The following is a 23,695-nucleotide window of genomic DNA, read 5'->3' on the forward strand; positions in this document are numbered from 1 at the left end:
AGGGTAAGCGTCCTGCCCGGCGTCGATCGTCAGGAACAGCGCCGATAGTGCTCGCTTTCATCGGCCGATGCCAAGGGTAACCGCGCATCCCGGACAGAACGCGCGGATGCCGAGCCGCATTCAGCGATGGTAACGCCGCACCGCACTGCTGTTGCGCAGCACATGGCCTTTGATTTTTTCCATCAACTCAGCGCGAGTCAAACCGGCTGGCAAAGCGTCCGGGGCCAGATCCAGTGCGTATATCTGGATGATGTAATGGTGCGCGCTGTCACCGACCGGTGGGCACGGCCCCATGTAATGAGTGTTGCCTTTGCTGTTGGTACCACCGACGCCTTCGAAAGCGGATTTGGCGCCGACACCCGCAGCAATCTGATGAGTCGTCGACTTGATGCCGTAGTGAATCCAGTGATCGACGCCAAGACCTTTCTGGCCGTCCGGGTCGTGCATGACGATTGCGTAGCTCTGAGTTCCGGCGGGGCCGGCATTCCAGCTCAGCGCTGGCGACTGGTTCTTGCCGCCGCAACCGGAAGCGTCGCTCGCGGCGGCTGAAGTGAACAGACGGTTATCGGACACACCCGGGATGCTGAGGGTGAAGCGCTCCTGGGCCTGCGCCGGAAACTGCACGCAAAGGGCGACGGCAATCGCCGCCAGCCAAGGGTTGAGAGAGGTCAATCGGGTCATTCCGGGAGCACCTTGTGCAGTTGGGCCGTCGTCGGCTTGCAAACTATAGCTGCACCGTTCATGCCTTGGCAGTAGCAATTGGATGAACCTCGCACTGCGGCATACGGGCTGAACGTATAAAGCAGGCGCTATCCATTGCTCAAGCGTGGAAACAGATTCGCGATTGACCACTATCCCGTTTAGTAGCTGCTGAAGGCTGCGGCCTTGATCGTTCCCACGCTCTGCGTGGAAATGATCAAAGCCATTCAGCCGTTCAACGGTGAAGCGGCTCGCGATTGTCGTCATCCTCGGCGTGCAGGAAGATCACCCGCGGATGCTCCAGCGGTGCCAGTGGCGATGGCAATTGCGCGTGTGTCACTGGCCAGAAATGTGTCACCACATGGCTGATGTCGCCTTCCTGATCGTTGTGGATGGTCATCACCCCGGGCGTGCGCAGTTTTTGCAGGCGCTCGTCGCAGAGCTTGAAGCTTTTGCTCAGCCCTTCGTCGTCGATTACCGGTGACGGTAAACGACGCTGGGCGAAGCTCCTGCTTTTGCGCTGTTGATAACGCGCCCAGGCAATCAGGATCACGGCGTTGACCAAGGCGATCCACAGGTAAATCTGCAAAGTGCCCAGCGCATCGAACGCCGAGCTGTCGATGCTCGGCGCGCCGGCGTGGGTTTCGATCAGCGGCCATAGCCCGCGGATCAGCAGAAACAGCAGGCCGACCCAGGCCACCACCGTGAGGATCACGTCGATCACGACCAGGATTGGCCGCTGGCGGGTCCGGATGATTTTCATTTGATAACCTCCTCTTCGTCGTCCCCGATCGGTTTGATGCCCCGGTCAGGACTGACCCAACGTGCACGTTTCTGATGCTGGCCGAACAGCACCTTGGGGAAACTGACCAGCGTGGTCAGCAGACTGATCAACCAGAACACCAACGGGTACCAGATCACCCAAAACATCGTCCGGCCCAGTCCCGGTTCATAGCGGCGATCAATGATGATGCTGACCGCAAACTGCACCAGACACACGAATGCCAGCAGCAACCCGGTAAACGCCGGCGGCATCAGGTGATCCACTGCAATGGCTTCAGGCATGACCACAAATTTGCCGACGCCCCAGAAAATCACCGATAGCAGGAAGGTAAACGCCCAACCGGTCGACAGACAGTATTCAAACAGCAGCGGCCACAGGTAACGATGGCGGTACTGCCAAATGCCGCGAATGTTCTTGAACAGCACTTCGGCGCCGCCCTGTGCCCAGCGCAACCGCTGTTTCCACAGGCCACCGAGGGTCTCCGGCATCAGAATCCAGCACAGTGCGCGGGGCTCGTAGAAGATGCTCCAGTGATCAAGTTGCAGCTTCCAACTGATGTCGATGTCTTCAGTGATCATGTCCGGGCTCCAGTAGCCAACCCGGTGCAGTGCCGAGCGGCGGAACGCGACGATTACGCCGGACACGGTGAAGATCCGCCCGAACACCCGTTGAGTGCGTTTGATCAGCCCGATGATCGATGAGAACTCGCCGACCTGCACCCGCCCGACCAGCGTCGAACGCGTACGAATCCGTGGGTTGCCGGTCACCGCGCCAAGGCGTGCGTTGTCGAGCATCGGCGCCACCAGATAGGCCGCCGTGTTAGGTGCCAGCAGCGCATCGCCGTCGATGCACACCAGATACTCACTGCGCGCAGCAATCGCGCCCATACGCAGGGCCACAGCCTTACCCTGATTTTCCGCCAGGTGCAGGACCCGCAGCCGTGGGTCTTCCTTGGCCAGCGCATCGAGCACTTGCGCGGTGTTGTCCTTGGAGCCGTCGTTGATCGCGATGACTTCGATGTTCGGGTAATGCTGGGCCAATGCCGCATGGATAGTGTCGGCGGCGTTGTCACCTTCGTTGTAGCAAGGGATCAGGATCGAGATCAGCGGCTCGCCTTCCAGCGGCGGCGGCAGCGTGTCGTCCTTCCAAGGCCAGTGCCGCTCCCAGTGCAGCCAGAAATACAGGCCACCGGCAATCCACAAGCCAGACATGAACAACGGGTAGAAAAACACGAAGTCCATCAGGAACTGCCCGGTGACCAGGAAGATCAGCCCCAGCGGCACGCCGAGGACGAGCGCCAGAACAAGCAGGGCTAACAGTCTATCCAGCATGTCATGGGTTCCATTTGTTGGAGAGTGCAGGCCTTACGGTTTTCAGGTCCGGCAGGTTGTCGAGGAAGTTGTCCGGGTAGTAGCCGAAACTGGTCGCACCCTGACGCTTGAGGCGACCCATCCAGTCCGCCAGATGCGCGCCTTCGATGTCGGCCTGTTCCTTTTTCGTCCAGTCCCGGGCCTGCAATTCGAACACCGTGCGGTTCAACGCGCCGGGGCGTTTGCTGACGGTTTGCACCAGTTTTTCCAGCCATGGCCCAGACTGTTCCTGAGTCTGCTTTTCCATGAGCGGCATGGCCATTGGCGCCGTCCAGTCGTAGGTCGCGAGGAAGTCATCGAGGTTCTGTGCGTACCATTCTTCACTGTGTGGATTGAGCATCGGCTCGGCGAAAATGTTGCGCGCGGTCTGCACCTGCGGGCCGCGAATGGCGCGGACTTTGGCGGTGAGCTCGTTGGTGAAATCGATCAGGTAACGACTCTTGAAACGCGTCCAGCGCTGCATCGCAGCCGGATCATCACGCAGTGCCGCGATCGAACCCGGCAAGCCGTTTGCGGCGTAGACTTTCAGTGCTTGCGGGCCGGCGTCTTCGAAGTCCGAGAACACGGCATCGTCGTGGTAAAGGATGCCGTCGACCGAGGTCAGGCGCGCCACGTCTTCGTAGATTTCGCCGATGATCCGCCGTACTTCCGGATCGAACGGCGACAGCCGTTTGTACTGATCAGGAGCGACCGAGGTGGTGCCGGTTTCCGGGTCCCAGCGCATGACGCGCGGCAATTTCGAATCGAGACCAAAACTCAGCACCGGCATCCAGGCGAAGACTTTCACGTTGGCACGTGTGCGCAGTTGCCAGGCGACCCGGTCGAAAATATCCGCACGCACCGGCAAGTGGCGGTTGGGAAAGTACAGCGAGTGCACCAGACCGTCACCCTTGGGATCGGCGAAGGCTTGCAGGAACACGGTATTAGCGCCCATGTCGGCCATACGCTGCACCAGTTTGCCGAGGTTGATGTCCTGCTGCGCCGGGTCCGGGTCGTAGACGTTGTCCAGATCCACATGCACCACGCGCATGACGAAATCCGATTGCGCCGAGACAATGCTGTTGGCGAAACGCGTGCCGTCAGGATCGGAGGCGACGAGGAAGCGCGGGCTACTCATCAGGTTGTCGAGGGTGTCGAGACCGTCGTCGAGGGTCAGGGCCATTTCGTAGCCCTCCTCGCCTACCACGGTCAGCGAAGTGCCGTCCGCCACGCCGTACGGCCAGACCCAGATCCGCGGTTTGTAACCGGTGGCCTTGCGGATTTTTTCCGAGATGTTGCTTACGTCGGTACGAATCCGCGCACGGAAATCGGCCTCGGACTCATAGCGTTTGGTCAGCGGATCGTAGCGTCGAGTCGCGGCAGCAGGCTGCAGGTTGCCTTGCGGGTTGGCGAGGATGCCTTTGTGGTTGGCGTCGGTGTGGGCGGCGATTTCCACCAGCCCGGACTTGGAGATCTCGCGTACCTGCTCCCAGGTCAGGAAGTCGGAGCGCGCGCGCGGCGTTCCGGCAAAATCCACCGGTTGGTTCAGCGGCGTGTCGAGCCAGGTGCCGACCGGCGCCAGCAACGCGTGCCAGTTATAGGCGCGCAACACCGGCAGCACGCGGGTGTAGAAGCTTGAATAACCGTCGTCGAAACTGAGCAGGATCGCTTTCGGCGGCAACTCAGGTCCGCCCTTGCGTGCGGCCATGATCTGGTCGACCGTGACCGGTTTGTAGTTGTTCTCCCGCAGCCATGCGAGCTGTTCGATCATGCGCTCGGTGCGCACCGCCACCACGGCCTGATCGGGATCACGATCTTCGACATCGTGATAAGCGATGCCCAGTACGTGATTTTTCGGCCACGGTTTTTCACTGGCCGCCACCGGACGCTCGGACGGCGGCGTGAAGGCCGGGGCTTGCTGGGCGCAAGCGCTGATCAGCAGCGCTCCCAGCAGAAGGATGAAACGCGAAGTCAAAGGCATCTTCAAACTCTTCTAGAAGCGGAAAGTGAGGTCGACGAGCAGACGCAGATCGGTCTCCCGATCACCGTCGTAAGGCCGGTTGATCACACTGAACAAACCGCCCACCTCGAACACGTCGTTCCAGGCATAACGCTGGCCGTAGCCGAGCAACGCCATGCCGCCGGTGCCGTGATCACGCTGGCTGTACGTACCCGCGCCGGCCTGAAACTGCTGGCTCCAGGAGGTTTCGTAGCGGTGATAAAGCACATGATTGACGTTGATCAGCGGCATCACGCTGAAGTCGGATTTGGGGTTGAAGTACGGCACATCATCGGATTTGGAGTTGTGGCTGGTAGCGACTTCCAGACCGGCATCGACCTGCACGTTCGGCGCGCTGTAAACGCCCTCGCGACCGGTGAGCAACGCTTCGACGCGGTTGTTGCCATCACTGAAGTGCGACGGGCTCACCGACAGCCGCCACTCGCGACTTTCGTTGGCGCGCCAGCGAATGAACCCGCTGCCGCCGTTAGCCTTGATGTCGCTGTTGAGCGCGCGCAACGGCGTCTCCGCTGACAGATATTCAAGGCTGCCGCCGTACTGCCAGTGGTCATTGATGTCGCGGGCGATCGCCAGGCGCGCGCCCTGTTTGTCGCCGAAGCCATAATCGTGATTGGAGATTTCGGCTTCGAGGGTCATGTCGCGGGTGCGACGCTCCAGGCCGACGCGCTGGAAACGATGGTGGCCGGTGCCTTCGGCGAAGTCGCCGGTGGCATAACCGGCGCCGGCGAACACGCGCCAGTCTTCATCGATCGGCGGGCTGTATACGGTGCTCTGGATACCGAAATCGCGACTGCCACTGACCGCGCCGCCATCGCCGCCGCTACCGCCATTGGCCTTGCCGCCATAGGCTTCGACGCGCAGTTCGGACATGTCGTGAACCTCGCGCTCACGGGCCAGACGCTGCACCTGACGGTTGTCCGGATAACGCGCCACCACGTCGTCGGTCAGCGCATCCATCTGCCGCCATTCCTGCAACTGCATGGCGGTGCGAGCCTGAGCAACTTCCAGGCCCATGTCGCGCGGCACCATGCTCTCGGTGTCCTTGAGCTGGACTTCCGCACGACGCGGCCATTGTCGGGCTTGATACAGATCGGCCTGAGCCAGACGCAAACCGGTGTTGCCCGGCGCCTGATCGACCAGGGTCTGCAAACGCTGTTCGCCATGGGGCAAATCGGCACCGTAGGTGCCGGCTTGCGCTGCGAGTTGCTGGGCGTCCATCCACTCATCGTTCGGATTGCCTATTGGCAAGCCCTTGAGTTCGACGCGCGGGCGCTGGGACTTGGCCAGATCTTCGGCGACTTTGCGCGCTTCGTCGGCGCGGTCACTTTCCAGCAGTGAGTAGTACAGCGCAGTGGTGTCCTCCAGACGATCACCGACATCGGCGTCTGGCGCCGAGAGCACTTGGCGATACAGATCAGAGGCCATCTCTGGCTCACGCTGATCCAGATAGGCTGCCGCCACCCAACGCTGCGCGTAGGTTGGAATCTTCACGCCTTCGGCTTGCAGCTTCTGGTATTCGCTGATGATGTCGGCGGTGCGCGCCCGGGCCTTGAGCGCGCCCATGCGGTCGATGCGCCAGCGGGTCACGTCGTCTTTGGCGATGGCGTCGGGCGTCCAGGTGGCGAGGAGTTTGTCGTAATCGCCTAAGGCACGATCGGCAATCACGTAGCGTTCTTTTTCACTGCGGGTCGCCAGCTCAGCGAGGCGCACGCGCTCGGCAGCCAGATCCCCTTCGAGACGGCGCAGGGTGACCGGATCGATCAGCCCCGGACGCTGATGGGCCAGGCGCAGCGCCGGTTCCGGCAGACGCGCCTTTTGCAGCGCGACCAAGTATTCGCGGGCGACTTCCGGATTGTTGCCAGCACGCAAGAAGGCCTGATCGTATTCGAACAGCGCGTCATATTGCTTGCCGGCACGGCTCAGGGCGTAGCCCAGTGCCAAACGACGCGAAGGATCATCGGGTTTGGCCGCTACCAGCGCTTTGGCGCGGGTGACCGCTTGATCGGGTTTACCGGCATCAGCCTGAGTCAGGGCCAGGCCCAGTTGCAGGTCGGCGTTATCCGGCTCCAGCGCCAAGGCCTTGTTGTAGACCTGCGTCGCCTGATCCCAACGCTTGAGGTTGCGATAGGCGCGAGCGGTGGCCGTCAGCGCCTGAATCGGCAGCACGCGGTCGCGGCCCTGGGTTTCATAGACCTGCACCACTTCGGCGTCGAGCCCGGCCCAACTGGCAATTTGCAGGTGATCGCTGATCTGGCCGGTGGTCGCCTGACCTGGCGGCACCTGACGCAGCACCGTCAGCGCAGGCGTGGTTTGCCCGGCACGCGCGTCGCGCACCATCTGATCATAGGGTGTATCGGCAAACGCGAGTGCCGGCCAAAGTAATTGGCTGCACAGCGCAACGCGCAACAAAGGGCGTAAACCACGATGCAATACGGGAACATCAATACGCGGCATTCGTCAGCATCCTTACATGGCCAGCCGGGTCGCATTGCCCTCCTTGCCCATTCGTAACGGAGCCGGGCCAAAAAAGCCCAGCCAAGCTTAGTCAGGCAGTTTTGCATGCAAGCGTGGCTCAGAATCCGGAACACAATAATTGTTCAGATTCGCTGGAGTGGCCCACCCGGAACGCCGAAAACCCGAACGCCAGACAGCAAAACGCCCGGCGTCTGTGCATGACAGAGGCCGGGCGTTGCTATTAAGGGCGCAGTATTACTGCACTTGCGTGACGCCCGCGAACTTGTCCATCAGGAAGGCGACAAACTGCTCGACGGTCATTTTCTGGCCGTTGAATTCCACCTGATTGGCGGCGTAATGCAGCTTGGTCACGACGTTGGTACCGTCGACGATTGCCAACTGCGAGCCGACCGCCATACCTGCGAACATATCAGCAGCTTCTTTGGACTGATCGACGATGGCTTTGGCGTCAGTCTGACCATCGAGTTGCGCCTGCACGCTGAGCAGATCGACCAGCATTGGCTTGGACACCTGAATATTCAGGTCGAGCAACGCGATCAACTGCTTGCCCAGTTGATCCGGTGGCAGATCCATCGACTGTGGCTTGGTCAGATCGATTACCAGATTGGCTCGGCTCTCACCGTTGGCTGTTTTGAACGAAAGGTTTTCCAGCGCCACTTGCGGACCCGCTGCCAGCAGCTTTTGCAGATCGGCTTTGACTTGAGCCGATTCAGCTTCGGTCAGGTTCAGTTCCGGCGCCGGCAGGCCTGCTGCTGCAGCTTCGGCAGCGGCTTTTTCGTACGGCTGCAATTTGGTCTGGTAGATCTGCATCAGCGACATCGTCGACGGAATGTCGAGGTTCTTCAGGCTGAATGCCAGGTTGGCCGAACCGATTTTCTTGTCGTTGAGGCTAACTTCGCCAACCTTGTAATCGGCGCGCCCGGATGCAGTGCTGCCGCTTTCTTCGGTGAGGTTCTTCATCTCGAAGCCCTTCACGCCGAGCACCGATTGCTTGGTACCGAAGGTGGTTTTGCTGTTGGTCAGTTCCAGGGTGTTGGCGCCGGTGTAGTAGCCGAAGCTGCTCTTGGCGAGGTTACTGGCCAGGGTCAGACCGTTGAGTTCAATCTGCACGGGCGCCTGGTCTTCAGCCACGGTAACCAGCTTCAGGCTGTCCATGTAGCCATCAGCCTTGACCTTTTGCGCCTGGGCGCTGGCGGAGATATTCATGGTCAGGCCGGAGAATTTCAGGCTCGATTGCGCATCCAGTGCGGTTTCCAGCGGCAGCAGGTCGAGGGTGCTGGTGGTGGATTCGTCGTAGCCGATGTTGGTCACGCCTTTGAGCGGCGCGGCGCCCTTGGTCGCGGCGAACCATTTTTCGGTGGCCGGATTCTTTTCCAGTTCGTAATTGCTGGTGGCCATGACCGGCAGCCATTTCAGCGACACCAGACGCGAGAACGGCAGCGGGCCGTGCTCGATATGGTCGACAAACAGCAACTCGACCGGCGCATCGCCAAACAACTCGCCTTCGCCTTTCAGGCGGTAGTGCGCGGTGCTGGTGAAGGTGTGGCGCTCCAGCGACACCAGTTCCAGCGACGCGGTGCCGTTGGAGCCGGCCAACGCGGTTTGCAGCTCTTTGTTGGCGTTGGTGACAGCGTTGTTCAATACGCCTTCGATCTTGGTCCCGGTGTACCAGGCCCCGCCTGCGCTGATCGCGCCGATGGCAACAATAATTCCGAGTAGCACGCCTGCTGATTTATTCATGAATGACCTGATCGATTTCCGTGGCTGAAAGTGTGGTCGTCTTCCCTGAACCCGTGACCGGGTTGCGGCTCGACTTTGCTTGAATTTAGCGGTGGAGATTAGCACTGGCTGCGTGAGACGGCCCAATGTTTAAAGGTGAAAGAGTGTCTATGGGGAGTGTGGACAGTCGACAGGCTGGAAGAGTTTCGCTGTTTTTGCAGACGCCATCGCTGGCAAGCCAGCTCCCACAGAGTCTTGGGTGATCACAAAACTTGTGAACACCACAAAAACCTGTGGGAGCTGGCTTGCCAGCGATGAGGCCCGTTGATTCAAAGGAGATCAGGAATACTGAACCTCGATTTCATCCAACTGATGATCAAAGCTCTTCAGCCGCGCAGTCCAGGTATAAACCAGCACTTCAAAGTCCCGATCAATGACCGCCCCGCCCGGCCCATCGGCACGCGGGTCGCAGTAATCCAGTTGATAGCGCTCGCGGGCCATAGCCGTGGCGACATCGGACAGTTCGCGTGCATTGTTCAGCCAATGCCAGCCCTCGTCGTCAAACTGCTTGTCGAGTTCCAGGCATTGCTTCTTCAGCGCTTCGAGGCTTTTTTCCAGCGGCGTGCCGGTGAGTTCGCCCATGACTTCGGCGAAGGTGCGCCCGGGCTGCCAGTAGCTGCCCCAGAAATACCGGTCGAACACGGTTTCGACCCGGCGCAGGGCGACTTTGGTGTCCCAGATCAGCACCAGGGTCTTGCCTTGTTCGAGCTGTCTTTTTTTGACCCGCTGAACCTGCAAAGACACCCAGGCCACCACGACGATTGCCATCACCGCGATCAGCGCCACGGCGCTGTCGAGGAAAATCATGGCCGTGTCGATCTGGTGGGCCAGCATGATGCCGTAGAAATAGGTGGCCGAGAGCAGCACCAGCGCTACCAACGAGCACCAGAAGCCGAGAGCGTAAGGGTTTTTCATTATTGGTTTCCCCTAGACCAGCGCTAGCAATGTGCGCTGAAGGGGCGCTTTGCACGGGGCGCCCTTTCAACACTTCAAAGCATAGCTACGGCGTCAGGGTTTGCTCGGGCTTGAGGCTTGCGTTCGTCCGCTTTCCCAACCGCCGCCCAAGGCGAGGAACAAATCGATCTGGCTCATGGCAACTTGAGTGTTGGCAGCGGCCAGTTGCGCGGTGACATCGGTGTAGGTGCGGGTCGCTTGCAGATCGGCGAGGAACGACTCGCGACCGGCCTGGAAGAAACGGTGCGTCTGGTCTGCGGCCAGTTTCGCCGACTGCTCGGCATCGGCCAGTGCGTCACGGCGCTGCAACAAAGCAGTGTACTGAGCCAGACCCGTCTGGGTTTCGCGAATGGCGTTGAGCACCACGCCATCGAAATGCGCCAGCGCGCCTTGCGTGGTCGCTTCGGCCTCGCGGATTCGCGCGCGGGCGCCGTTGGTCGGTACCTTCCAGCTCAGCGACGGACCGAAGCCCCAACGGTTGGTCGATGGATCGCCCAAGTCGTCGATAAGGCCCACGGTGCCGATCGTCGCGCCGATGCTGATGTCCGGGTACAACTCGCCAGTGGCGACACCGATCCCCGCGGTCGAAGCAGCCAACCGACGTTCGGCCTGACGTATATCGGGACGACGCTTGAGCAACGCGGCGCCATCACCGACCGGCACCAATTGCGCGATTTTCGGTAGCTCGGCGCAGGTCGCGGTGCCCGTCGGCAATTGATCAACGGGGTTGGCCAGCAGCATCGACAGACGAAACAGTCCAGCCTGACGCGCCGCTTCGTAACGCGGCAGATCAGCGCGCAGGGATTTGAATTGGGTTTGCGAGCGGGTGACCTGGGTTTCGTCGCCGCGCCCGGCATCGCGCAAGCGCTGGGTCAGCGTGGTGCTTTGCGCTTGCAGATCGAGAGAATGCTCTGCGATTTCCCGCTCCTCATTCGCCGCACAAACCTGGGTATAGGCGCGAACCACGTCAGCCACCAACGTGATCCGCGCGGTATCAGCTGCCGCCTGGGTCGCATCGGCGTTGGCCTTCGCGCCTTCGATGCCGCGTTGCAACGTGCCCCACAGATCGAACTGATAAGAAGCGCTGATACCGATATCGCCGACGTTGTCGACCGGGACTTTTTCCGGCAGCAAGAACGCCTGACCGGATTCCTGCAGACGCTGCGCGCCCATTTTTACGCCGGCGCTCCAGCCACCCGCCGCTTCAGCCTCATCGACCTGCGCACGGGCCCGCGACAGGTTCGCCGCCGCCACCCGCAGATCTGTATTGGAGGCCATAGCCTGCTGTACCAGTTGATCCAGACGTGGATCCTTGTAAAGGCGCCACCAATCTGCCGGTACCGGCGCCGACACCACCGGTTTGCCGGCCACTGCCAGCTCGCCCTGAAAATCCTTGCGCTGGACGGCCGCGTCATTGGGAACCTGGTAATCCGGCCCGACCATCTGACAGGCCGAGAGCATGACGCCCAACCCGGCGATCATCAGGGCCTTGTTCATTGCTCCGGCTCCTGCTTCTTGTCATCGATGATCGACACCGTGGCAGTCCGCCCGGCAATCATGCGGAAGTCTGCCGGCACCTCATCAAACGCTATGCGCACCGGAATCCGCTGCGCCAGCCGCACCCAACTGAATGCAGGGTTGACGTTGGGCAACAGGTTGCTACCGCTGCTGCGGTCGCGATCTTCGATGCCGGCGACGATGCTTTCGACGTGTCCGCGCAGCCGTGCGCTGTCGCCAATCACACGGATATCCACCGACTGGCCGACATGAATGCCGTCGAGCTTGGTCTCTTCGAAATAGCCGTCGATGTGGAAGGAGTTGCTGTCGACCAGCGACAGCACCGGGCGCCCGGCGGTGACGAATTCCTGAGGACGCGGCGCACGGTCGTTGACGTAGCCATCCACCGGGCTGCGGATCACCGAGCGATCAAGGTTGAGCTGAGCGCTGTCCACGGTCACCAGCGCTTCGGCCAGCGCCGATTGCGCACGGGCCACGCGCGACTGGCTCGCTTCCAGTTGCTCGGCCGGGACCAGATTGCCCAGACCACGGTTACGCTTGGCTTCACGCTGCGCTTGCGCCAGGGTCTCTTCGCGATCCGCGACCGCGGCTTTAGCCTGACGCAGGGCCAGTTTGAAGCGGTCCTGGTCGATGCTGAACAGCACCTGGCCACGTTTGATCAGCTGGTTGTCCTTCACCTCGACCTGCTGGATCAGCCCGGAAACGTCCGGAGCAATCTGGATGATGTCGGCGCGAATGTGCCCGTCGCGGGTCCATGGCGCGAACATGTAATACATCACCATGCGCCAGACGAGGACAACGGCAAAAGTCACGATCAGCAGGGTCAGGACCACGCGACCGATGGTCAAAAACGGTTTTTTCATGTCATCAGGTATCGACTGAGTGAGTCCACGCCGTACAAAAGCACGGCGTAGAGCGCCACGTTGAACAATGCCCGGTGCCAGACCAGACGGTAAAAGTGCACGCGCGTGAGCACGGCATGCACCAGCAGAAACAGCACATAAGTGATGCCCATCAACACCAGCAAGGTCGGCAGAAAAATACCGCTGATGTCCAGATCACCGATCATAGGGGCGCTCCATCGGGCAGCGGTTCTTCGGGCTCGGCGCTGGAAACGAATTCAACGCCGGGCAACAACGCCAGACGCAAACCGCTCAAGGCGTGCAACAGGTGTAGACGGGTTTCCTCGTCGCCATGACCATTGAGCGCACGGCGGGTGCGGTCCAGGGTCATCAGTAAAGGACTTGGCGCCGGCAGGCGTTCGCCGGCCTTGAGGCAGGCGCGGAAATACTCGCCCACTTCAGCCACCACTTGCTGCAACAACGTGCGCGGCACGCCGGTCACGCGCGGTGTGTAGGCGAGCAAGTCGAGCAGGTTCAGGCCCACGCGCACTTCGCGCATGGCAATGCCGGTGTCCTGGCCGGTCAGCGCCAGACGCGGCAAATGCTGCATCAGACGATCAAGCAACTGCACGCCCAGCTTGCGGTGTTCAGCAAGATTGGCCGGCTCGGTCATGTCGACAATGTCTTTCCAACTGAAGCGGGTCAGGCGTTTTGCTGCCAACTCGGCACCGAACGGACGCGCCACCAGCGTCCAGATGAACGCGAACAACAGGCCTATCGGCCCCGCCAGGTTGGAGTTTGCGAAGGCAAAAAAGTCCGCATCGTAAGCTCCCTGAATACTGATGAACGACGAGGTATTGACCAGCGTCAGCAGCATGCCGAGGTAGAAACGCGGTTGCACCGTCAGGGTGCCCACGCAGATAAACGGGATGGCAAACGCCAACACCAGCATCGGAAAATCGTGCAGGTTCGGCAGAATCAAAAACAGATACAGGCTGGCGAACAGCACCGACATGCCGGTCCAGAAAAAGAACCGGTAAATCTGCGGCGCCGGATCGTCCATCGAGGCGAAGAAGCTGCACGCCACTGCCGCCAGAATCACCGCACTGCCGCCGTCCGGCCAACCGAGCAGAATCCACAACACCGAGGCGACAATGATCGCCAGAATGGTCGAAGCCGCCGAATAGAGCATCAGCCCACGGTCGATAAATGGCGTCAGACGACCGAGGCGCCAGTGGCGATAAACCGCGCGCCAACTGTCCTGGCGCTCGCAGAGAATCGCGTCTTGCAGGCTGCGGCAGTCTTGCCACAAATCGATGAATTCGCCGAGGCGATAAATCGCGTTGGAAAACAGCAACTGCTTGCGGTCTTCCAGCGCCTCGGCGCTTGGTTGCAAGGCTTCGAGCTGATATTTCAGCGCCTGCCAGCGATCGAGATCAGCGTCGTTATGGTCGAGCCATTCACGCGTCGCGGCCAGCAACGGCGCGAATTTTTCCACCAGCTCCGGGGTGCGCCGTTCGAGCGCGTAGAGCGAATCTTCGAGGGCGTCGATCACCGGCAACAGATGAATCATCCGCCCGCGCAGCTCCTTGGTGTTACGCACGGTTTGCGGCCGTGAGCCTTCGTGGGGCAACTGTCCGATCATCAACTCAAGGCTGTTGAAACTGGCGACCATCGCCATGCGCAGGGCCGTGACTTCTTCGGGCTGCACATCGCGGCTGAGAAACTTCAGGCTGTAGGTCGAAGCGTCGGCGAACCATTTGCCCACGGCGTCGTTGAACACCGGCGCAAGGCGACGCGGCCAGAACATCGCACCAACGACGGCGGCGACGGCAATGCCGAGAAAAATCTCTTCGGTGCGCGCTTCCGCCACGTCCCACACCGCCAGCGGGTTATCCACCACCGGCAAGGCAATCAGCGGCAGGGTGTAACCGGCGAGCATCAATGCGTAACTGTTGGCGGTGCGCAAATGCAGGGACAGGAACAGCAAAATCCCCGTCCACAAGGCGATGACCACCACCAGCACAAAAGGGCTCTGGACAAACATCGGCACAAAAAACACCGCCGCCGCCGCACCGAGAAAAGTACCGATGGCGCGGTACAACGCCTTGGAGCTGGTCGGCCCCAGAAACGGGCTGGAGACGATGTACACCGTGGCCATCGCCCAATAGGGACGCGGCATTTGCATGAGCATGGCGATGTACAGCGCGAGCATCGACGCGGCAAACGTACGGATCCCGTAGAACCAGTCCCGGGCCGGCGGAATGCCTGAGAAAAAACCGTTCAAGAATTGACCACCATGGGCGGGTTGGCCGCCTCAAAAGCTCTGAGTACCCGAAGCGTAGCCTCCAGATCACTCTGATCGATGCCTTCGAGCACTTCGTGACGCAGACGTACCAACTCGACTTCCACTGCTTGCACCAGCTCACGACCGGTGTCGGTCAGGCTCAGGCACTTGGCGCGGCGATCTTGCGTGTCTTCGGTACGACAGACGTAGCCGGCATGGCACAACTGATCGAGCAGACGCACCAGCGACGGACTCTCCATCCCGGCCGCCTGCGCCACTTGCACCTGGCGCACACCCTCGCCCAAACGCCCGATCATCAACAACGGGACGGCGCAGGCTTCGGAGATTCCATAGTTGACCAGCGTGGTCTGGCAGATCTTCCGCCAATGCCTGGCAGCCACCACCATGGCACTGCTGATGTTCATCTGGAGAGCGTCGAGGGAATTAGGCACGGGAAAATGGACACTGTTAGTTTGCTAACTATCAATATCGCATTGGAGGGGAAATTCAGTCAAGTTTTGAAACAAATCTCTCCGCTGGTCGCATGTTGTCGTGGCGAGGTACCTATATAGATCACTACGATGTATATACCTCGTCAGTACCAGACGTTTTTCAGGGAGACACAAGATGTCCAAACATGCCGTTTTTACGATGAAGCTTGAGCCAGAGTTGCGCGACCAATTTATGGCAGAGGCTGAAGCGGCTCATCGCCCCGCGTCCCAGATCATGCGAGAAATGATGCGTGAGTTTGTTCAGGCTCAACAGGAAGCCCGAGAGTACGAAGTCTTTTTGCAACGTAAGGTCGACCTGGCACGAGCAGCAATGGCGGCCGGTGAAGGCATGTCCAACGAAGAAGTTGAAGCACAATTCGCCGCCAGGCGCAGGCGGGTAGAAAATCAAGGATGAAGACTATCTGGACTAAAAATGCTGTTCAAGATCGTGAAAATATCTGGGACTACCTTCACGCCGAAAATCCCAAAGCGGCTCTCGAAATGGATCGTCGTTTCAATGAAGCGGCTTCCCGAATATCCCAAAACCCCAAAATTGGTCCGGTTGGCATCATTGCTGGCACTCGCGAAATAATTCCCCACTCCAGTTATCGTCTTGTCTACCAAATCGATCGAGATGTGATCTGGATAATGGCGTTGGTTCATACAGCGCGGGCTTGGCCTATCCCCGTCTAGTGACTACCTCTCCCGCCCCTTACGCAACAACACATTCAACTGATCCACCACCTCCGCCCAATCCGCATCATCGAGAATCTCCCCCCGTAAAAAATCCGCCTGACTTGGGCTCCAGAAGAAGGCGTCCGCCAAGTGCAGTTCTGGTTTGAGTGGGGAATGGGTGGCGATGAATTGATCGATGCTGACCGGGTCGTTGTCCAGGCCGAGCTGTTTGAACAAAGATGGAAGGCTGTGGTTTGGGGTTTCCATTGGTGAACTCCTTGGATGATGCGGTAAATGGACGAATTTTCGCGAGCAAGTTCGCTCCCACAGGATTTGGGGGTGCTCACAGATTGATGTTCACCTGAGGCACCTGTGGGAGCGAGCTTGCTCGCGAAGGCGTCTGCACGAACGCCACAAAACCTAATGACTCAACTCCCGCACCTGCGCATGCGGCACCATTTTCAGATACTCGGGCATGCTCATGTGCAGCAGGTAGTTGTGGTTGCCCGCCTCCAGATAAATGTCTTTCTGCCGGGTCAGCAGCGGGTCGATAACCATGTCCAAGCCGTAGGAATCCCCCAGCGGCGGCACCGCGCCGCGTTCGCAGTCGTCGAAGATGTGCGCCAGATTGCTTTCGCGGGTCAGTTGCCATTCGCCGGAATTGCGCACCTTGCTCAAGTCCAGATGACGGCTGGCGGGTAGCACGACCATCAGGTAGTGCCCATGGTGATCGTCGAGGATGACCGATTTCGCTACCCGTTCGGCAGCCACCCCGCTAACCCGCGCGGTTTCCAGGCTGCTGGACGAGTGGCGGTGGGCGACGATGTCATATTCGCAATGCGCCCGGGTCAGGCTGCTTTGCACCTTTTTGGCCATTCGCATGATGCACCTCGGAGTTGCGCTGGAGGGTTGTTGCCATGTCTTTGAGTCTAGTTCGGCAGGCCGCTGGCGACGGGAAATCTGCTCACCGGACACATCCGCACATTGATCAACATTCAGCCAGCCCGAGGCTCAACTAGACTGAAAGAACCACCCCATGACTCTCGCGGAGGGTCGCGTGAACAGCCGATGTTGTGCGTTTTTCTGGTTACTTCTGCTGAGTGGGTCGGCCTTCGCCGCCGACACCTCATTGCCGCCGATGAGCCCGGTCGGTCTGTGGCTGATCACTCTGGGTATCGTTTTTCTGATCGCCGAAGCCGCGCTGCCCAATTACGGCGTGATTGGCCTGGGCGGGATCATCATGTTCGTCATCGGCGCGCTGATTCTGGGCAACGCCGACTTGCCGGTGCCCATGATGATCGGTCTCGGTCTGCTCAGCGCCCTGCTCTTGCTGGCGCTGATCATCCGCGCCTTGAAAACCCGGCCGCGACACGCGGTCAGTGGCGACGCCGGCCTTGTCGGTAGCGTGACGGCGGTGACCACCGTGCACGCGCAAAACGCGCATAACGGCTGGGTACAACTGCAAGGCGAACATTGGCAGGTGCTCAGCACAACACCGCTGCAAACCGGGCAAGCGGTGCGCGTGGTCGGCCGCAAGGGTCTATTGCTGAAAGTCACCGCGACTAACGCGGCTCAACACGGAGAGTGATCATGGGTCTGCAAATTGGTTTTGTTGCGCTGCTTTTGTTGGTGATTGCCCTCGCTGCGTCGACGTTTCGTATCCTGCGCGAATACGAGCGCGGCGTGGTATTTCAGCTCGGACGTTTCTGGCAGGTCAAAGGACCCGGGCTGATCTTGCTGATTCCGGTGGTGCAGCAAATGGTTCGGGTCGACCTGCGCACCGTGGTCCTCGACGTACCGCCGCAGGACGTGATCACTCGCGACAACGTTTCGGTGAAGGTCAACGCGGTGCTGTATTTCCGTGTGCTCGACCCGCAGAAGGCGATCATTCAGGTCGAAGATTTCCTCTCCGCCACCAGCCAACTGGCGCAGACCACGCTGCGCGCCGTGCTCGGTAAACATGAACTGGATGAACTGCTGGCCGAGCGCGAGCAGTTGAACATCGACATCCAGCAAGTGCTCGACGCGCAAACCGACGCCTGGGGCATCAAGGTCGCCAATGTCGAGATCAAACACGTCGACCTGAATGAGTCGATGGTGCGCGCCATCGCCAAACAAGCCGAGGCCGAGCGGGAGCGACGGGCCAAGGTGATCCACGCCGAAGGCGAATTGCAAGCCTCGGAAAAACTCATGCAGGCCGCCGAAATGCTCGGCCGTCAGCCCGGTGCAATGCAATTGCGCTACATGCAGACCTTGACCTCGATTGCTGGCGACAAGAGCTCGACCATTGTCTTTCCGCTACCGATTGAGTTGCTCAAGGGAATGGCGGACTTGTCGGGAAAATCCTGACGCAATTCCTGTGGCGAGGGAGTTTGCTCCCGCTGGGTTGCGTGCAGGGGATGGCTATAACCTTTTCTACGGATTGCTTGCTGGCGGATTATTGGTAACAACTTCTGCCGGATACACCGACTCCCATCCCCCACCCAGCGCCCGGTACAACCCGACCATCGCCAGCGAAACCCCGGTCGAACTCTCGACCCACTGCTCCTGCGTTGCCAGCAAAGCGCCCTGCACAGTAAGCACATTGACGAAGTCGGCCACGCCTTCGACGTATTGCTGTTGCGCGGTGCGCAGGGCGATCTGGTTCTGGCGCACGGCCTCGGCGAGGCTGTCGCGGCGGCGCTGGCTGGCGTTGTAGGCGGTCAGTTGATCGTCGATTTCGTGCCAGGCGCGCAGCACGGTTTGCTGGTAGCCGATCGCTGCTTCCTGTTGCTGGGCTTCGCGCAGTTGCAACATGCCGCGCAGGCGTCCACCGTCGAACAACGGCAGGCTGAATTGCGGGCCGATGCCGAACGCACGCGAGCCCCACGAGCCGAAATCACTCAGTTGCATGGCTTGCGAACCGAGGTTGCCGGACAAGGTGATGCGCGGATAAAAATCACCCTTGGCCACACCGATGTTGGCGGTGGCGGCATGCAGGCGCGCTTCGGCTTGACGGATGTCCGGCCGGCGCTCAGCCAGTTGCGACGGCAGACCGATAGCAACTTCCAGCGGCGACTGAGGCACCGCCGCATCTGTGGATAACTGTTGGGACAAGGCTTGCGGTGGCTCGCCCATCAACAGGCTGATCGCGTTGATCAGTTGCGATTGGCGCTGTTCGAGTGCAGGCAAGCGCGACTCGATGGCGGCGACTTGCGCGGCGGCCTCGGCGACGTCCAGATCGGTCGCCACGCCATCGTTCAGGCGCAGCTGCGAGAGCTTAAGGCTGTGGCGGGCGACTTCGAGGTTCTGCTCGGTGACGGCGCGAGTATTCTGCACGCCGCGCAGCTGGATGTAGTTCTGTGCGGTGTCAGCGAGCACCGCCAACAGCACGCCGCGACGATCGTTTTCCGCGACTTCGAGGTTGGCATCGGCGGCCTCGGTTTCGCGGCGCACGCGGCCCCAGAAATCCAGTTCCCACGAAGCGGAGAAACCGGCGTCCCACAGGTTGAAGGCAGAATCACCGTTGTGCCCGGAAGGGTCGTTCAGACCTTCGCCGCTGTTGCGTTTACGTCCGTAACTGCCGGTGGCGGCGGTATTCGGGTAGCGCTCGGAGGTGATTACCTGACGTGCGGCGCGGCTTTGTTGCAGGCGACTGCTGGCCAGTTGCAGGTCGAGGTTGCTGCGCACGGCGCGCTGGGTCAGGGCCGAGAGTTGCGCGTCATGGAAGACTTCCCACCAGCGTTCGTTGAGGGGTTCGCTAACGGCTTGGCTGGGTGCGGATTTGGCTGGTTTTGCCCAGTTGGCGATTTGCGTGGCTTCGGGTTTGGAGAAATCGGGGCCGACGGTGCAGGCGGTGAGGCCACCGAACAGTACCGCACTCAATATCAATTGCAGCCACTGGCCTCTTCGCGAGCAAGCTCGCTCCCACAGGGAATCTTTTGCGCTGCTGAGATCCATTGTGGGAGCGAGCTTGCTCGCGAAGGCGTCGGTTCGGTTAACTCGATTCATCGCTGAGTCACCTCACGCACCGACGTCGCCGAAGTGCGTGTATCAATACTCGCCTCCACCGACATCCCTACCCGCAGCCGTTCGGCCAATGGCTGGCCCGGCTCAAGCATGATCTTCACCGGAATCCGCTGCACAACCTTGGTGAAGTTACCCGTGGCGTTGTCCGGTTTCACTGCCGCGAAAGTCACGCCGGTGGCCGGGGCGATGCTTTCGACGCGGCCAGTCAGCGCTTCGCCACCCAGGCTATCAACGCGCACCTGCACTTCCTGCCCCGGCTCCACGTCGGTCAGTTGTGTCTCCTGGAAATTGGCGACCACATAAGCCTGCTTCAACGGCACCACCGCCAGCAGTTTGCTGCCCGGCGTCACATAAGCGCCGACACGCACGGCACGTTCGCCGACCATGCCGTCCTGCGGCGCGGTGATGCGCGTGTAGGACAGCTCGAAACTGGCGATTTCCAACGCCGCTTGCGCGTGCTTCAAACTGCCTTCGGCGGCATCGCGCTGGGCGCTGAGAATGTCGACCTGCTTACGCTCCGCCGCCAGTTTCGCGGTGGCCGTGTCGAGGTGCGCAGTGGCCTGATCGATGCGGGTCCGCGCCTGTTGCGCGTTTTGCACCGTGCCGGCACCGACACCGGCGAGGTGGTTGTAGCGATTCAACTCCTGCTGGGCGAAGGCCATTTTTGCCTTGGCCGACACCACCGAAGCTTGCGCCTGAGCGATCACCGAAATCTGACGCTCCAGCGTCGCCTTGGCGTTCTGCAACTGCGCCCGGGCGACCAGGGTTTGCGCATCCGCCGCCTCGGCAGAAGCACGCAAATCGCGATCATCGATCAACGCCAGCAACTGCCCCGCCTGCACTTGCTGGTTGTCTTCCACCAGCACTTCCTTGATGAACCCGGCCACACGCGGAACCACCAGTGTGTAGTCGGCGTAAACGAACGCATCGTTAGTGTTCTGTTGCGTCCGTTTGCCGAACAGGCCGGGCATCGCCAAATACACCAGCACACCGACAGCCAACGCGGCCGCCACGGCCACCGCGAGTTTTTGCTTTGCTTGAGTCGTCATAAAAACCTCCATTTTCAGTACAGCAATCAGGTGGGCGCGCGCGGTGGGAAGATCCGCGTCGGCAGCCAGAAAATCAGCAGGATCAGCGCCACTGCGACGCCCGCCATGCACACATAGAGATCGGAAGACGTCAGCACCACGGCTTGTTCGTGGAGGCGATGGGCAAGGCCCGGATCGCTGCGGTCGGCCAGAGGCGAATTGCCCAGGCTGTCGACCAACATGGTCGAGTGAAAATGCAGACGCGATGTGGTCAGCGCCTCGATCACTCCGGTGGCAACCACCGCCGCCAGGCCTTTCACGGTGTTGAACCACGCTGAAGCGAACGGCCCGTCCATGGGCATGATGCTGCCGGTCGAGAGCATCAACAGCGGCAGCACCGACATCGGCTGGCCGAAAATCTGCAGCCATTGCAGGACGTAGAAATTGTCGCGAATCCATTCCGAAGTCAGCAGCGATCCGCCCAGACAGGACAGCGTCAGCATGCTCAAACCGATCCCCAGGACCCAACGGCAATCGACCCAACGCAGGTTGCACAGTGCCGCCACCAGTGGCAGCGCGAGCAACTGCGGCAACGCCGCGATCAACATGATCGGTGCGGTCTGTACCGGGCGATATCCCTGCACTTGCGCCAGGTAGCTAGACGGAATCAACACCACCGCTTGCAGCACTATCAACACGCCGGCCAGGGTCATCAGCGCGAACGCCAGGTTGCGAATCCCGAGCATCTGCAATTTGAAAAACGGAATCGGCTGCGACCACTCGTTGATCAGAAACGCCACCAGCAGCAGCGATCCTGCGATCAGCAGCCCGCTGATCAGGTTCGACTCGAACCAGTCCAGTCGATTGCCCTGCAACAGGCCGATCACCAACATGCAGATCGCCGGAAAGCCCAGCAGCAGGCCCTTCCAGTTAAACGCCTTGAGACGCTCAAGGCGCAGCGGGTCCTGCGGGATGCCATAAGCCACCATCACCATGGCGATCAGGCACGGCACGATGATTTGCCAGAACGTCCATTGCCAACCAACGTATTCGGTCCACAAACCGGCCAGCGGTGTACCGAGGCCTGGGCCGAAGGTTGCCGTCAGCGCGTAGCCGGCCAGCCCGTAGAGTTTGAAATTGGCCGGCAGGAAACGCAGGGCAACGGTCATCAGCATCGGCGGCAATGCGCCGCCAGCCAAGCCTTGCAAAGTGCGCATCAGCAGTAGGCTTTCGTAATTGGGCGCGAACGGACTGAGCAATCCGAGCAAGGTGAACAGGCTGATTGCGCAGAGGGTGAAACGGCGCAACGAGAAGGTCACCGAGCACCATGGCGCGAAGGCCATGGCGGCCACCGAGGTGGCGGTGTAACTGGCAACCAACCAGGTACCTTCGTCGTAACCGATGTTCAGCGCGCCGCGAATGTCGGCCAGGGCGACCTTGGTCACCATCTCGTTGAGACCCGACACCAGCACCGCCAGCAGCACGCCGACCAGCCCGATGATGATCCGCGCCCCGAACACCGGGGGCGTGATCGCCGTCGCCGGGCTGGCCACGGCGATTGGTGCCGGGACCGTCAGGGATGTCATGAATGAAACTCCGGGGGTGGGGAATACCGGAGCATCTTAGTAGGACTTAGTGCTGACGAAAATTGACTTATTGGCAGGTTATAAGTGCGTTAGACACAACTATTAACCCTGTGGGAGCGAGCTTGCTCGCGAAGGCGTCGTGTCAGTCAATTCAAGAATTGAAGACACACCGCTTTCGCGAGCAAGCTCGCTCCCACAGGGTTTCGGGTAACTTTTAAGGCTGGGCAGCGAGCCACGTCTCATCGCAGCAACTCTTGAGGGTTTCACGCAGCCAGCGGTGCGCCGGATCCTTGTCGAAACGCGGATGCCAGGCCTGGGTCAGCATCAACGTTGGCAACGGAATCGGCAGGTCGAACGAACGCAATTTCAGCCCCAGTCGCCGCACACTCAGCAGCGCCTCTTTGGGCACCGGCAGGATCAGATCGGAATCCGGCAGGGCGAACATCGCCGCATGGAAGCTCGGCGCTATCACCGCCACCCGCCGCTCCAGACCCAGCGCATTCAGCGCCGTATCGATCGGGCCACGGGCGATGCCCCGGCGAGACATGCTGATATGGGAAAACCCGGCATAGCGCTCAGCGGTGATCTCACCATCGAGCAAGGGATGATCCTCACGCACCAGCCCGACGAAATGCGTGGAGAACAGGTTCTGCACTTTCACTTCCGGGGTCACCGGCCGAGTGTTGCTGACACTCAGATCGATCCGTCCTTCGCGAAGCGCCTCGTCGTCGCCATCGCCCTCCGGGACGAAGCGCAATTCGCAGTGCGGCGCCATCTGGTCCAGCGTGTCGAACAGCTTGCCGCCGTAGACGCCGATGAAAAAGTCATTGGCGCGAATGCTGAAACGGCGGCGCAAAGTGCCAAGCTCCACATCGTCAGCCGAGCGGAACAACAGCGCCGCCTGCTCGACGACATCACGCACCTGCTCGCGCAACTCCATTGCCTTGGGCGTCGGCACCAGACCCCGGCCGGCACGCACGAGGATCGGATCGCCGATGGCTTCGCGAATTCGCGTCAGGGTTCGGCTCATCGCAGCCGGACTGAGGTTCATCCGCCGTGCGGCGCCGACCACGCTGCCCTCGTCGAGCAAGGCGTCGAGGGCGACCAGAAGGTTCATGTCCGGGAGTTGCATGCTGAGCACTCATGGCCGATCTGGATTGATCTGGGCGCAATCCTAGCAAACATCCTTCAAGTTTAGTC

General features: G+C 60.5%; 22 protein-coding genes. 4 read left to right on the forward strand and 18 right to left on the reverse strand.

The features are described 5' to 3' along the window. Positions 1-120 precede the first annotated feature (120 nt). From ACIQVE_RS08395 to ACIQVE_RS08450, 12 genes are all read right to left on the reverse strand, one after another. Entirely contained in the window at positions 121-681 is a 561-nt protein-coding gene (locus ACIQVE_RS08395; protein WP_402806654.1) for a YbhB/YbcL family Raf kinase inhibitor-like protein, read from the reverse strand. 253 nt (positions 682-934) lie between these two features. Further along, positions 935-1,462 (reverse strand): poly-beta-1,6-N-acetyl-D-glucosamine biosynthesis protein PgaD, encoded by a 528-nt coding sequence (gene pgaD / locus ACIQVE_RS08400; protein ID WP_402806657.1) that lies wholly within the window; start codon positions 1,460-1,462, stop codon positions 935-937. Next, positions 1,459-2,814 carry a poly-beta-1,6-N-acetyl-D-glucosamine synthase gene (pgaC, locus tag ACIQVE_RS08405; protein WP_402806660.1) on the reverse strand — a complete coding sequence of 452 codons (1,356 nt, stop codon included), beginning with the start codon at positions 2,812-2,814 and terminating at the stop codon, positions 1,459-1,461. Before pgaC ends, pgaD begins: the two co-directional genes overlap by 4 nt. A gap of 1 nt (position 2,815) precedes the next feature. After that, positions 2,816-4,813 (reverse strand): poly-beta-1,6-N-acetyl-D-glucosamine N-deacetylase PgaB, encoded by a 1,998-nt coding sequence (gene pgaB, locus ACIQVE_RS08410; protein ID WP_402806663.1) that lies wholly within the window; start codon positions 4,811-4,813, stop codon positions 2,816-2,818. A 12-nt stretch (positions 4,814-4,825) separates the two neighbouring features. After that, the gene (gene pgaA, locus ACIQVE_RS08415; protein ID WP_402806666.1) at positions 4,826-7,306 is read right to left on the reverse strand and encodes a poly-beta-1,6 N-acetyl-D-glucosamine export porin PgaA; all 2,481 of its coding nucleotides are present in this window, start codon (positions 7,304-7,306) and stop codon (positions 4,826-4,828) included. 255 nt (positions 7,307-7,561) lie between these two features. Then, positions 7,562-9,067 carry a YdgA family protein gene (locus tag ACIQVE_RS08420; protein ID WP_402806668.1) on the reverse strand — a complete coding sequence of 502 codons (1,506 nt, stop codon included), beginning with the start codon at positions 9,065-9,067 and terminating at the stop codon, positions 7,562-7,564. Positions 9,068-9,385: 318 nt separating this feature from the next. Next, positions 9,386-10,021 carry an NADH:ubiquinone oxidoreductase subunit N gene (locus ACIQVE_RS08425; RefSeq protein ID WP_402806670.1) on the reverse strand — a complete coding sequence of 212 codons (636 nt, stop codon included), beginning with the start codon at positions 10,019-10,021 and terminating at the stop codon, positions 9,386-9,388. Positions 10,022-10,114: 93 nt separating this feature from the next. Continuing rightward, complete coding sequence (locus tag ACIQVE_RS08430) at positions 10,115-11,557, reverse strand: efflux transporter outer membrane subunit (RefSeq protein ID WP_402806673.1); 1,443 nt, start codon at positions 11,555-11,557, stop codon at positions 10,115-10,117. Then, positions 11,554-12,441 (reverse strand): efflux RND transporter periplasmic adaptor subunit, encoded by an 888-nt coding sequence (locus ACIQVE_RS08435; protein ID WP_402806675.1) that lies wholly within the window; start codon positions 12,439-12,441, stop codon positions 11,554-11,556. The genes ACIQVE_RS08430 and ACIQVE_RS08435 overlap by 4 nt, the downstream gene beginning before the upstream one ends. After that, complete coding sequence (locus ACIQVE_RS08440) at positions 12,438-12,647, reverse strand: DUF1656 domain-containing protein (RefSeq protein ID WP_007917703.1); 210 nt, start codon at positions 12,645-12,647, stop codon at positions 12,438-12,440. The genes ACIQVE_RS08435 and ACIQVE_RS08440 overlap by 4 nt, the downstream gene beginning before the upstream one ends. Then, positions 12,644-14,707, reverse strand: coding sequence for an FUSC family protein (locus tag ACIQVE_RS08445; RefSeq protein WP_402806678.1), 2,064 nt, complete (start codon positions 14,705-14,707; stop codon positions 12,644-12,646). Before ACIQVE_RS08445 ends, ACIQVE_RS08440 begins: the two co-directional genes overlap by 4 nt. Further along, positions 14,704-15,132: a MarR family winged helix-turn-helix transcriptional regulator gene (locus tag ACIQVE_RS08450; RefSeq protein ID WP_402806680.1), complete on the reverse strand. Its 429-nt coding sequence runs from the start codon at positions 15,130-15,132 to the stop codon at positions 14,704-14,706. The genes ACIQVE_RS08445 and ACIQVE_RS08450 overlap by 4 nt, the downstream gene beginning before the upstream one ends. A 202-nt stretch (positions 15,133-15,334) precedes the next feature. Between ACIQVE_RS08450 and ACIQVE_RS08455 the strand changes: the two genes are divergently transcribed. Beyond that, positions 15,335-15,613 carry a CopG family ribbon-helix-helix protein gene (locus tag ACIQVE_RS08455; RefSeq protein ID WP_402806682.1) on the forward strand — a complete coding sequence of 93 codons (279 nt, stop codon included), beginning with the start codon at positions 15,335-15,337 and terminating at the stop codon, positions 15,611-15,613. Further along, positions 15,610-15,891 carry a type II toxin-antitoxin system RelE/ParE family toxin gene (locus ACIQVE_RS08460; protein WP_402806685.1) on the forward strand — a complete coding sequence of 94 codons (282 nt, stop codon included), beginning with the start codon at positions 15,610-15,612 and terminating at the stop codon, positions 15,889-15,891. The genes ACIQVE_RS08455 and ACIQVE_RS08460 overlap by 4 nt, the downstream gene beginning before the upstream one ends. A 3-nt stretch (positions 15,892-15,894) precedes the next feature. Here the strand turns inward: ACIQVE_RS08460 and ACIQVE_RS08465 are convergent, their stop codons facing one another. Together ACIQVE_RS08465 and ACIQVE_RS08470 are read right to left on the reverse strand one after the other, a co-directional pair. Further along, positions 15,895-16,140, reverse strand: a complete 246-nt coding sequence (locus tag ACIQVE_RS08465) for a DUF2789 domain-containing protein (RefSeq protein WP_402806687.1) — start codon at positions 16,138-16,140, stop codon at positions 15,895-15,897. Between the two features lie 153 nt (positions 16,141-16,293). Beyond that, positions 16,294-16,755, reverse strand: a complete 462-nt coding sequence (locus ACIQVE_RS08470) for an aminoacyl-tRNA deacylase (RefSeq protein ID WP_402806689.1) — start codon at positions 16,753-16,755, stop codon at positions 16,294-16,296. A 154-nt stretch (positions 16,756-16,909) separates the two neighbouring features. Between ACIQVE_RS08470 and ACIQVE_RS08475 the strand changes: the two genes are divergently transcribed. Continuing rightward, entirely contained in the window at positions 16,910-17,461 is a 552-nt protein-coding gene (locus tag ACIQVE_RS08475) for an NfeD family protein (RefSeq protein WP_402806691.1), read from the forward strand. A gap of 2 nt (positions 17,462-17,463) precedes the next feature. Beyond that, positions 17,464-18,222 carry a slipin family protein gene (locus ACIQVE_RS08480; RefSeq protein ID WP_402806694.1) on the forward strand — a complete coding sequence of 253 codons (759 nt, stop codon included), beginning with the start codon at positions 17,464-17,466 and terminating at the stop codon, positions 18,220-18,222. A gap of 66 nt (positions 18,223-18,288) precedes the next feature. Here the strand turns inward: ACIQVE_RS08480 and ACIQVE_RS08485 are convergent, their stop codons facing one another. The 4 genes from ACIQVE_RS08485 to ACIQVE_RS08500 all read right to left on the reverse strand — a co-directional run bounded on the left by ACIQVE_RS08485 (position 18,289) and on the right by ACIQVE_RS08500 (position 23,627). Further along, complete coding sequence (locus tag ACIQVE_RS08485; protein WP_402806697.1) at positions 18,289-19,863, reverse strand: efflux transporter outer membrane subunit; 1,575 nt, start codon at positions 19,861-19,863, stop codon at positions 18,289-18,291. After that, positions 19,860-20,930, reverse strand: coding sequence for an HlyD family secretion protein (locus ACIQVE_RS08490; RefSeq protein WP_402806699.1), 1,071 nt, complete (start codon positions 20,928-20,930; stop codon positions 19,860-19,862). Before ACIQVE_RS08490 ends, ACIQVE_RS08485 begins: the two co-directional genes overlap by 4 nt. 26 nt (positions 20,931-20,956) lie before the next feature. Further along, positions 20,957-22,495, reverse strand: a complete 1,539-nt coding sequence (locus tag ACIQVE_RS08495) for an MFS transporter (protein WP_402806702.1) — start codon at positions 22,493-22,495, stop codon at positions 20,957-20,959. A gap of 214 nt (positions 22,496-22,709) precedes the next feature. Further along, complete coding sequence (locus ACIQVE_RS08500) at positions 22,710-23,627, reverse strand: LysR family transcriptional regulator (RefSeq protein WP_402806705.1); 918 nt, start codon at positions 23,625-23,627, stop codon at positions 22,710-22,712. Between the last annotated feature and the right edge of the window lie 68 nt (positions 23,628-23,695).

The sequence above is a fragment of the Pseudomonas sp. NPDC098747 genome (assembly GCF_044760045.1).
Lineage (GTDB): Bacteria > Pseudomonadota > Gammaproteobacteria > Pseudomonadales > Pseudomonadaceae > Aquipseudomonas.

What these genes read in the sequence shown, in the direction of transcription:
- ACIQVE_RS08395 (WP_402806654.1), bottom strand. Translation starts at nt 681, where the DNA reads ATGACCCGATTGACCTCTCTCAACCCTTGGCTGGCGGCGATTGCCGTC.
- pgaD (WP_402806657.1), bottom strand. Translation starts at nt 1,462, where the DNA reads ATGAAAATCATCCGGACCCGCCAGCGGCCAATCCTGGTCGTGATCGAC.
- pgaC (WP_402806660.1), bottom strand. Translation starts at nt 2,814, where the DNA reads ATGCTGGATAGACTGTTAGCCCTGCTTGTTCTGGCGCTCGTCCTCGGC.
- pgaB (WP_402806663.1), bottom strand. Translation starts at nt 4,813, where the DNA reads ATGCCTTTGACTTCGCGTTTCATCCTTCTGCTGGGAGCGCTGCTGATC.
- pgaA (WP_402806666.1), bottom strand. Translation starts at nt 7,306, where the DNA reads ATGCCGCGTATTGATGTTCCCGTATTGCATCGTGGTTTACGCCCTTTG.
- ACIQVE_RS08420 (WP_402806668.1), bottom strand. Translation starts at nt 9,067, where the DNA reads ATGAATAAATCAGCAGGCGTGCTACTCGGAATTATTGTTGCCATCGGC.
- ACIQVE_RS08425 (WP_402806670.1), bottom strand. Translation starts at nt 10,021, where the DNA reads ATGAAAAACCCTTACGCTCTCGGCTTCTGGTGCTCGTTGGTAGCGCTG.
- ACIQVE_RS08430 (WP_402806673.1), bottom strand. Translation starts at nt 11,557, where the DNA reads ATGAACAAGGCCCTGATGATCGCCGGGTTGGGCGTCATGCTCTCGGCC.
- ACIQVE_RS08435 (WP_402806675.1), bottom strand. Translation starts at nt 12,441, where the DNA reads ATGAAAAAACCGTTTTTGACCATCGGTCGCGTGGTCCTGACCCTGCTG.
- ACIQVE_RS08440 (WP_007917703.1), bottom strand. Translation starts at nt 12,647, where the DNA reads ATGATCGGTGATCTGGACATCAGCGGTATTTTTCTGCCGACCTTGCTG.
- ACIQVE_RS08450 (WP_402806680.1), bottom strand. Translation starts at nt 15,132, where the DNA reads ATGAACATCAGCAGTGCCATGGTGGTGGCTGCCAGGCATTGGCGGAAG.
- ACIQVE_RS08455 (WP_402806682.1), top strand. Translation starts at nt 15,335, where the DNA reads ATGTCCAAACATGCCGTTTTTACGATGAAGCTTGAGCCAGAGTTGCGC.
- ACIQVE_RS08460 (WP_402806685.1), top strand. Translation starts at nt 15,610, where the DNA reads ATGAAGACTATCTGGACTAAAAATGCTGTTCAAGATCGTGAAAATATC.
- ACIQVE_RS08465 (WP_402806687.1), bottom strand. Translation starts at nt 16,140, where the DNA reads ATGGAAACCCCAAACCACAGCCTTCCATCTTTGTTCAAACAGCTCGGC.
- ACIQVE_RS08470 (WP_402806689.1), bottom strand. Translation starts at nt 16,755, where the DNA reads ATGCGAATGGCCAAAAAGGTGCAAAGCAGCCTGACCCGGGCGCATTGC.
- ACIQVE_RS08475 (WP_402806691.1), top strand. Translation starts at nt 16,910, where the DNA reads ATGACTCTCGCGGAGGGTCGCGTGAACAGCCGATGTTGTGCGTTTTTC.
- ACIQVE_RS08480 (WP_402806694.1), top strand. Translation starts at nt 17,464, where the DNA reads ATGGGTCTGCAAATTGGTTTTGTTGCGCTGCTTTTGTTGGTGATTGCC.
- ACIQVE_RS08485 (WP_402806697.1), bottom strand. Translation starts at nt 19,863, where the DNA reads ATGAATCGAGTTAACCGAACCGACGCCTTCGCGAGCAAGCTCGCTCCC.
- ACIQVE_RS08490 (WP_402806699.1), bottom strand. Translation starts at nt 20,930, where the DNA reads ATGACGACTCAAGCAAAGCAAAAACTCGCGGTGGCCGTGGCGGCCGCG.
- ACIQVE_RS08495 (WP_402806702.1), bottom strand. Translation starts at nt 22,495, where the DNA reads ATGACATCCCTGACGGTCCCGGCACCAATCGCCGTGGCCAGCCCGGCG.
- ACIQVE_RS08500 (WP_402806705.1), bottom strand. Translation starts at nt 23,627, where the DNA reads ATGCAACTCCCGGACATGAACCTTCTGGTCGCCCTCGACGCCTTGCTC.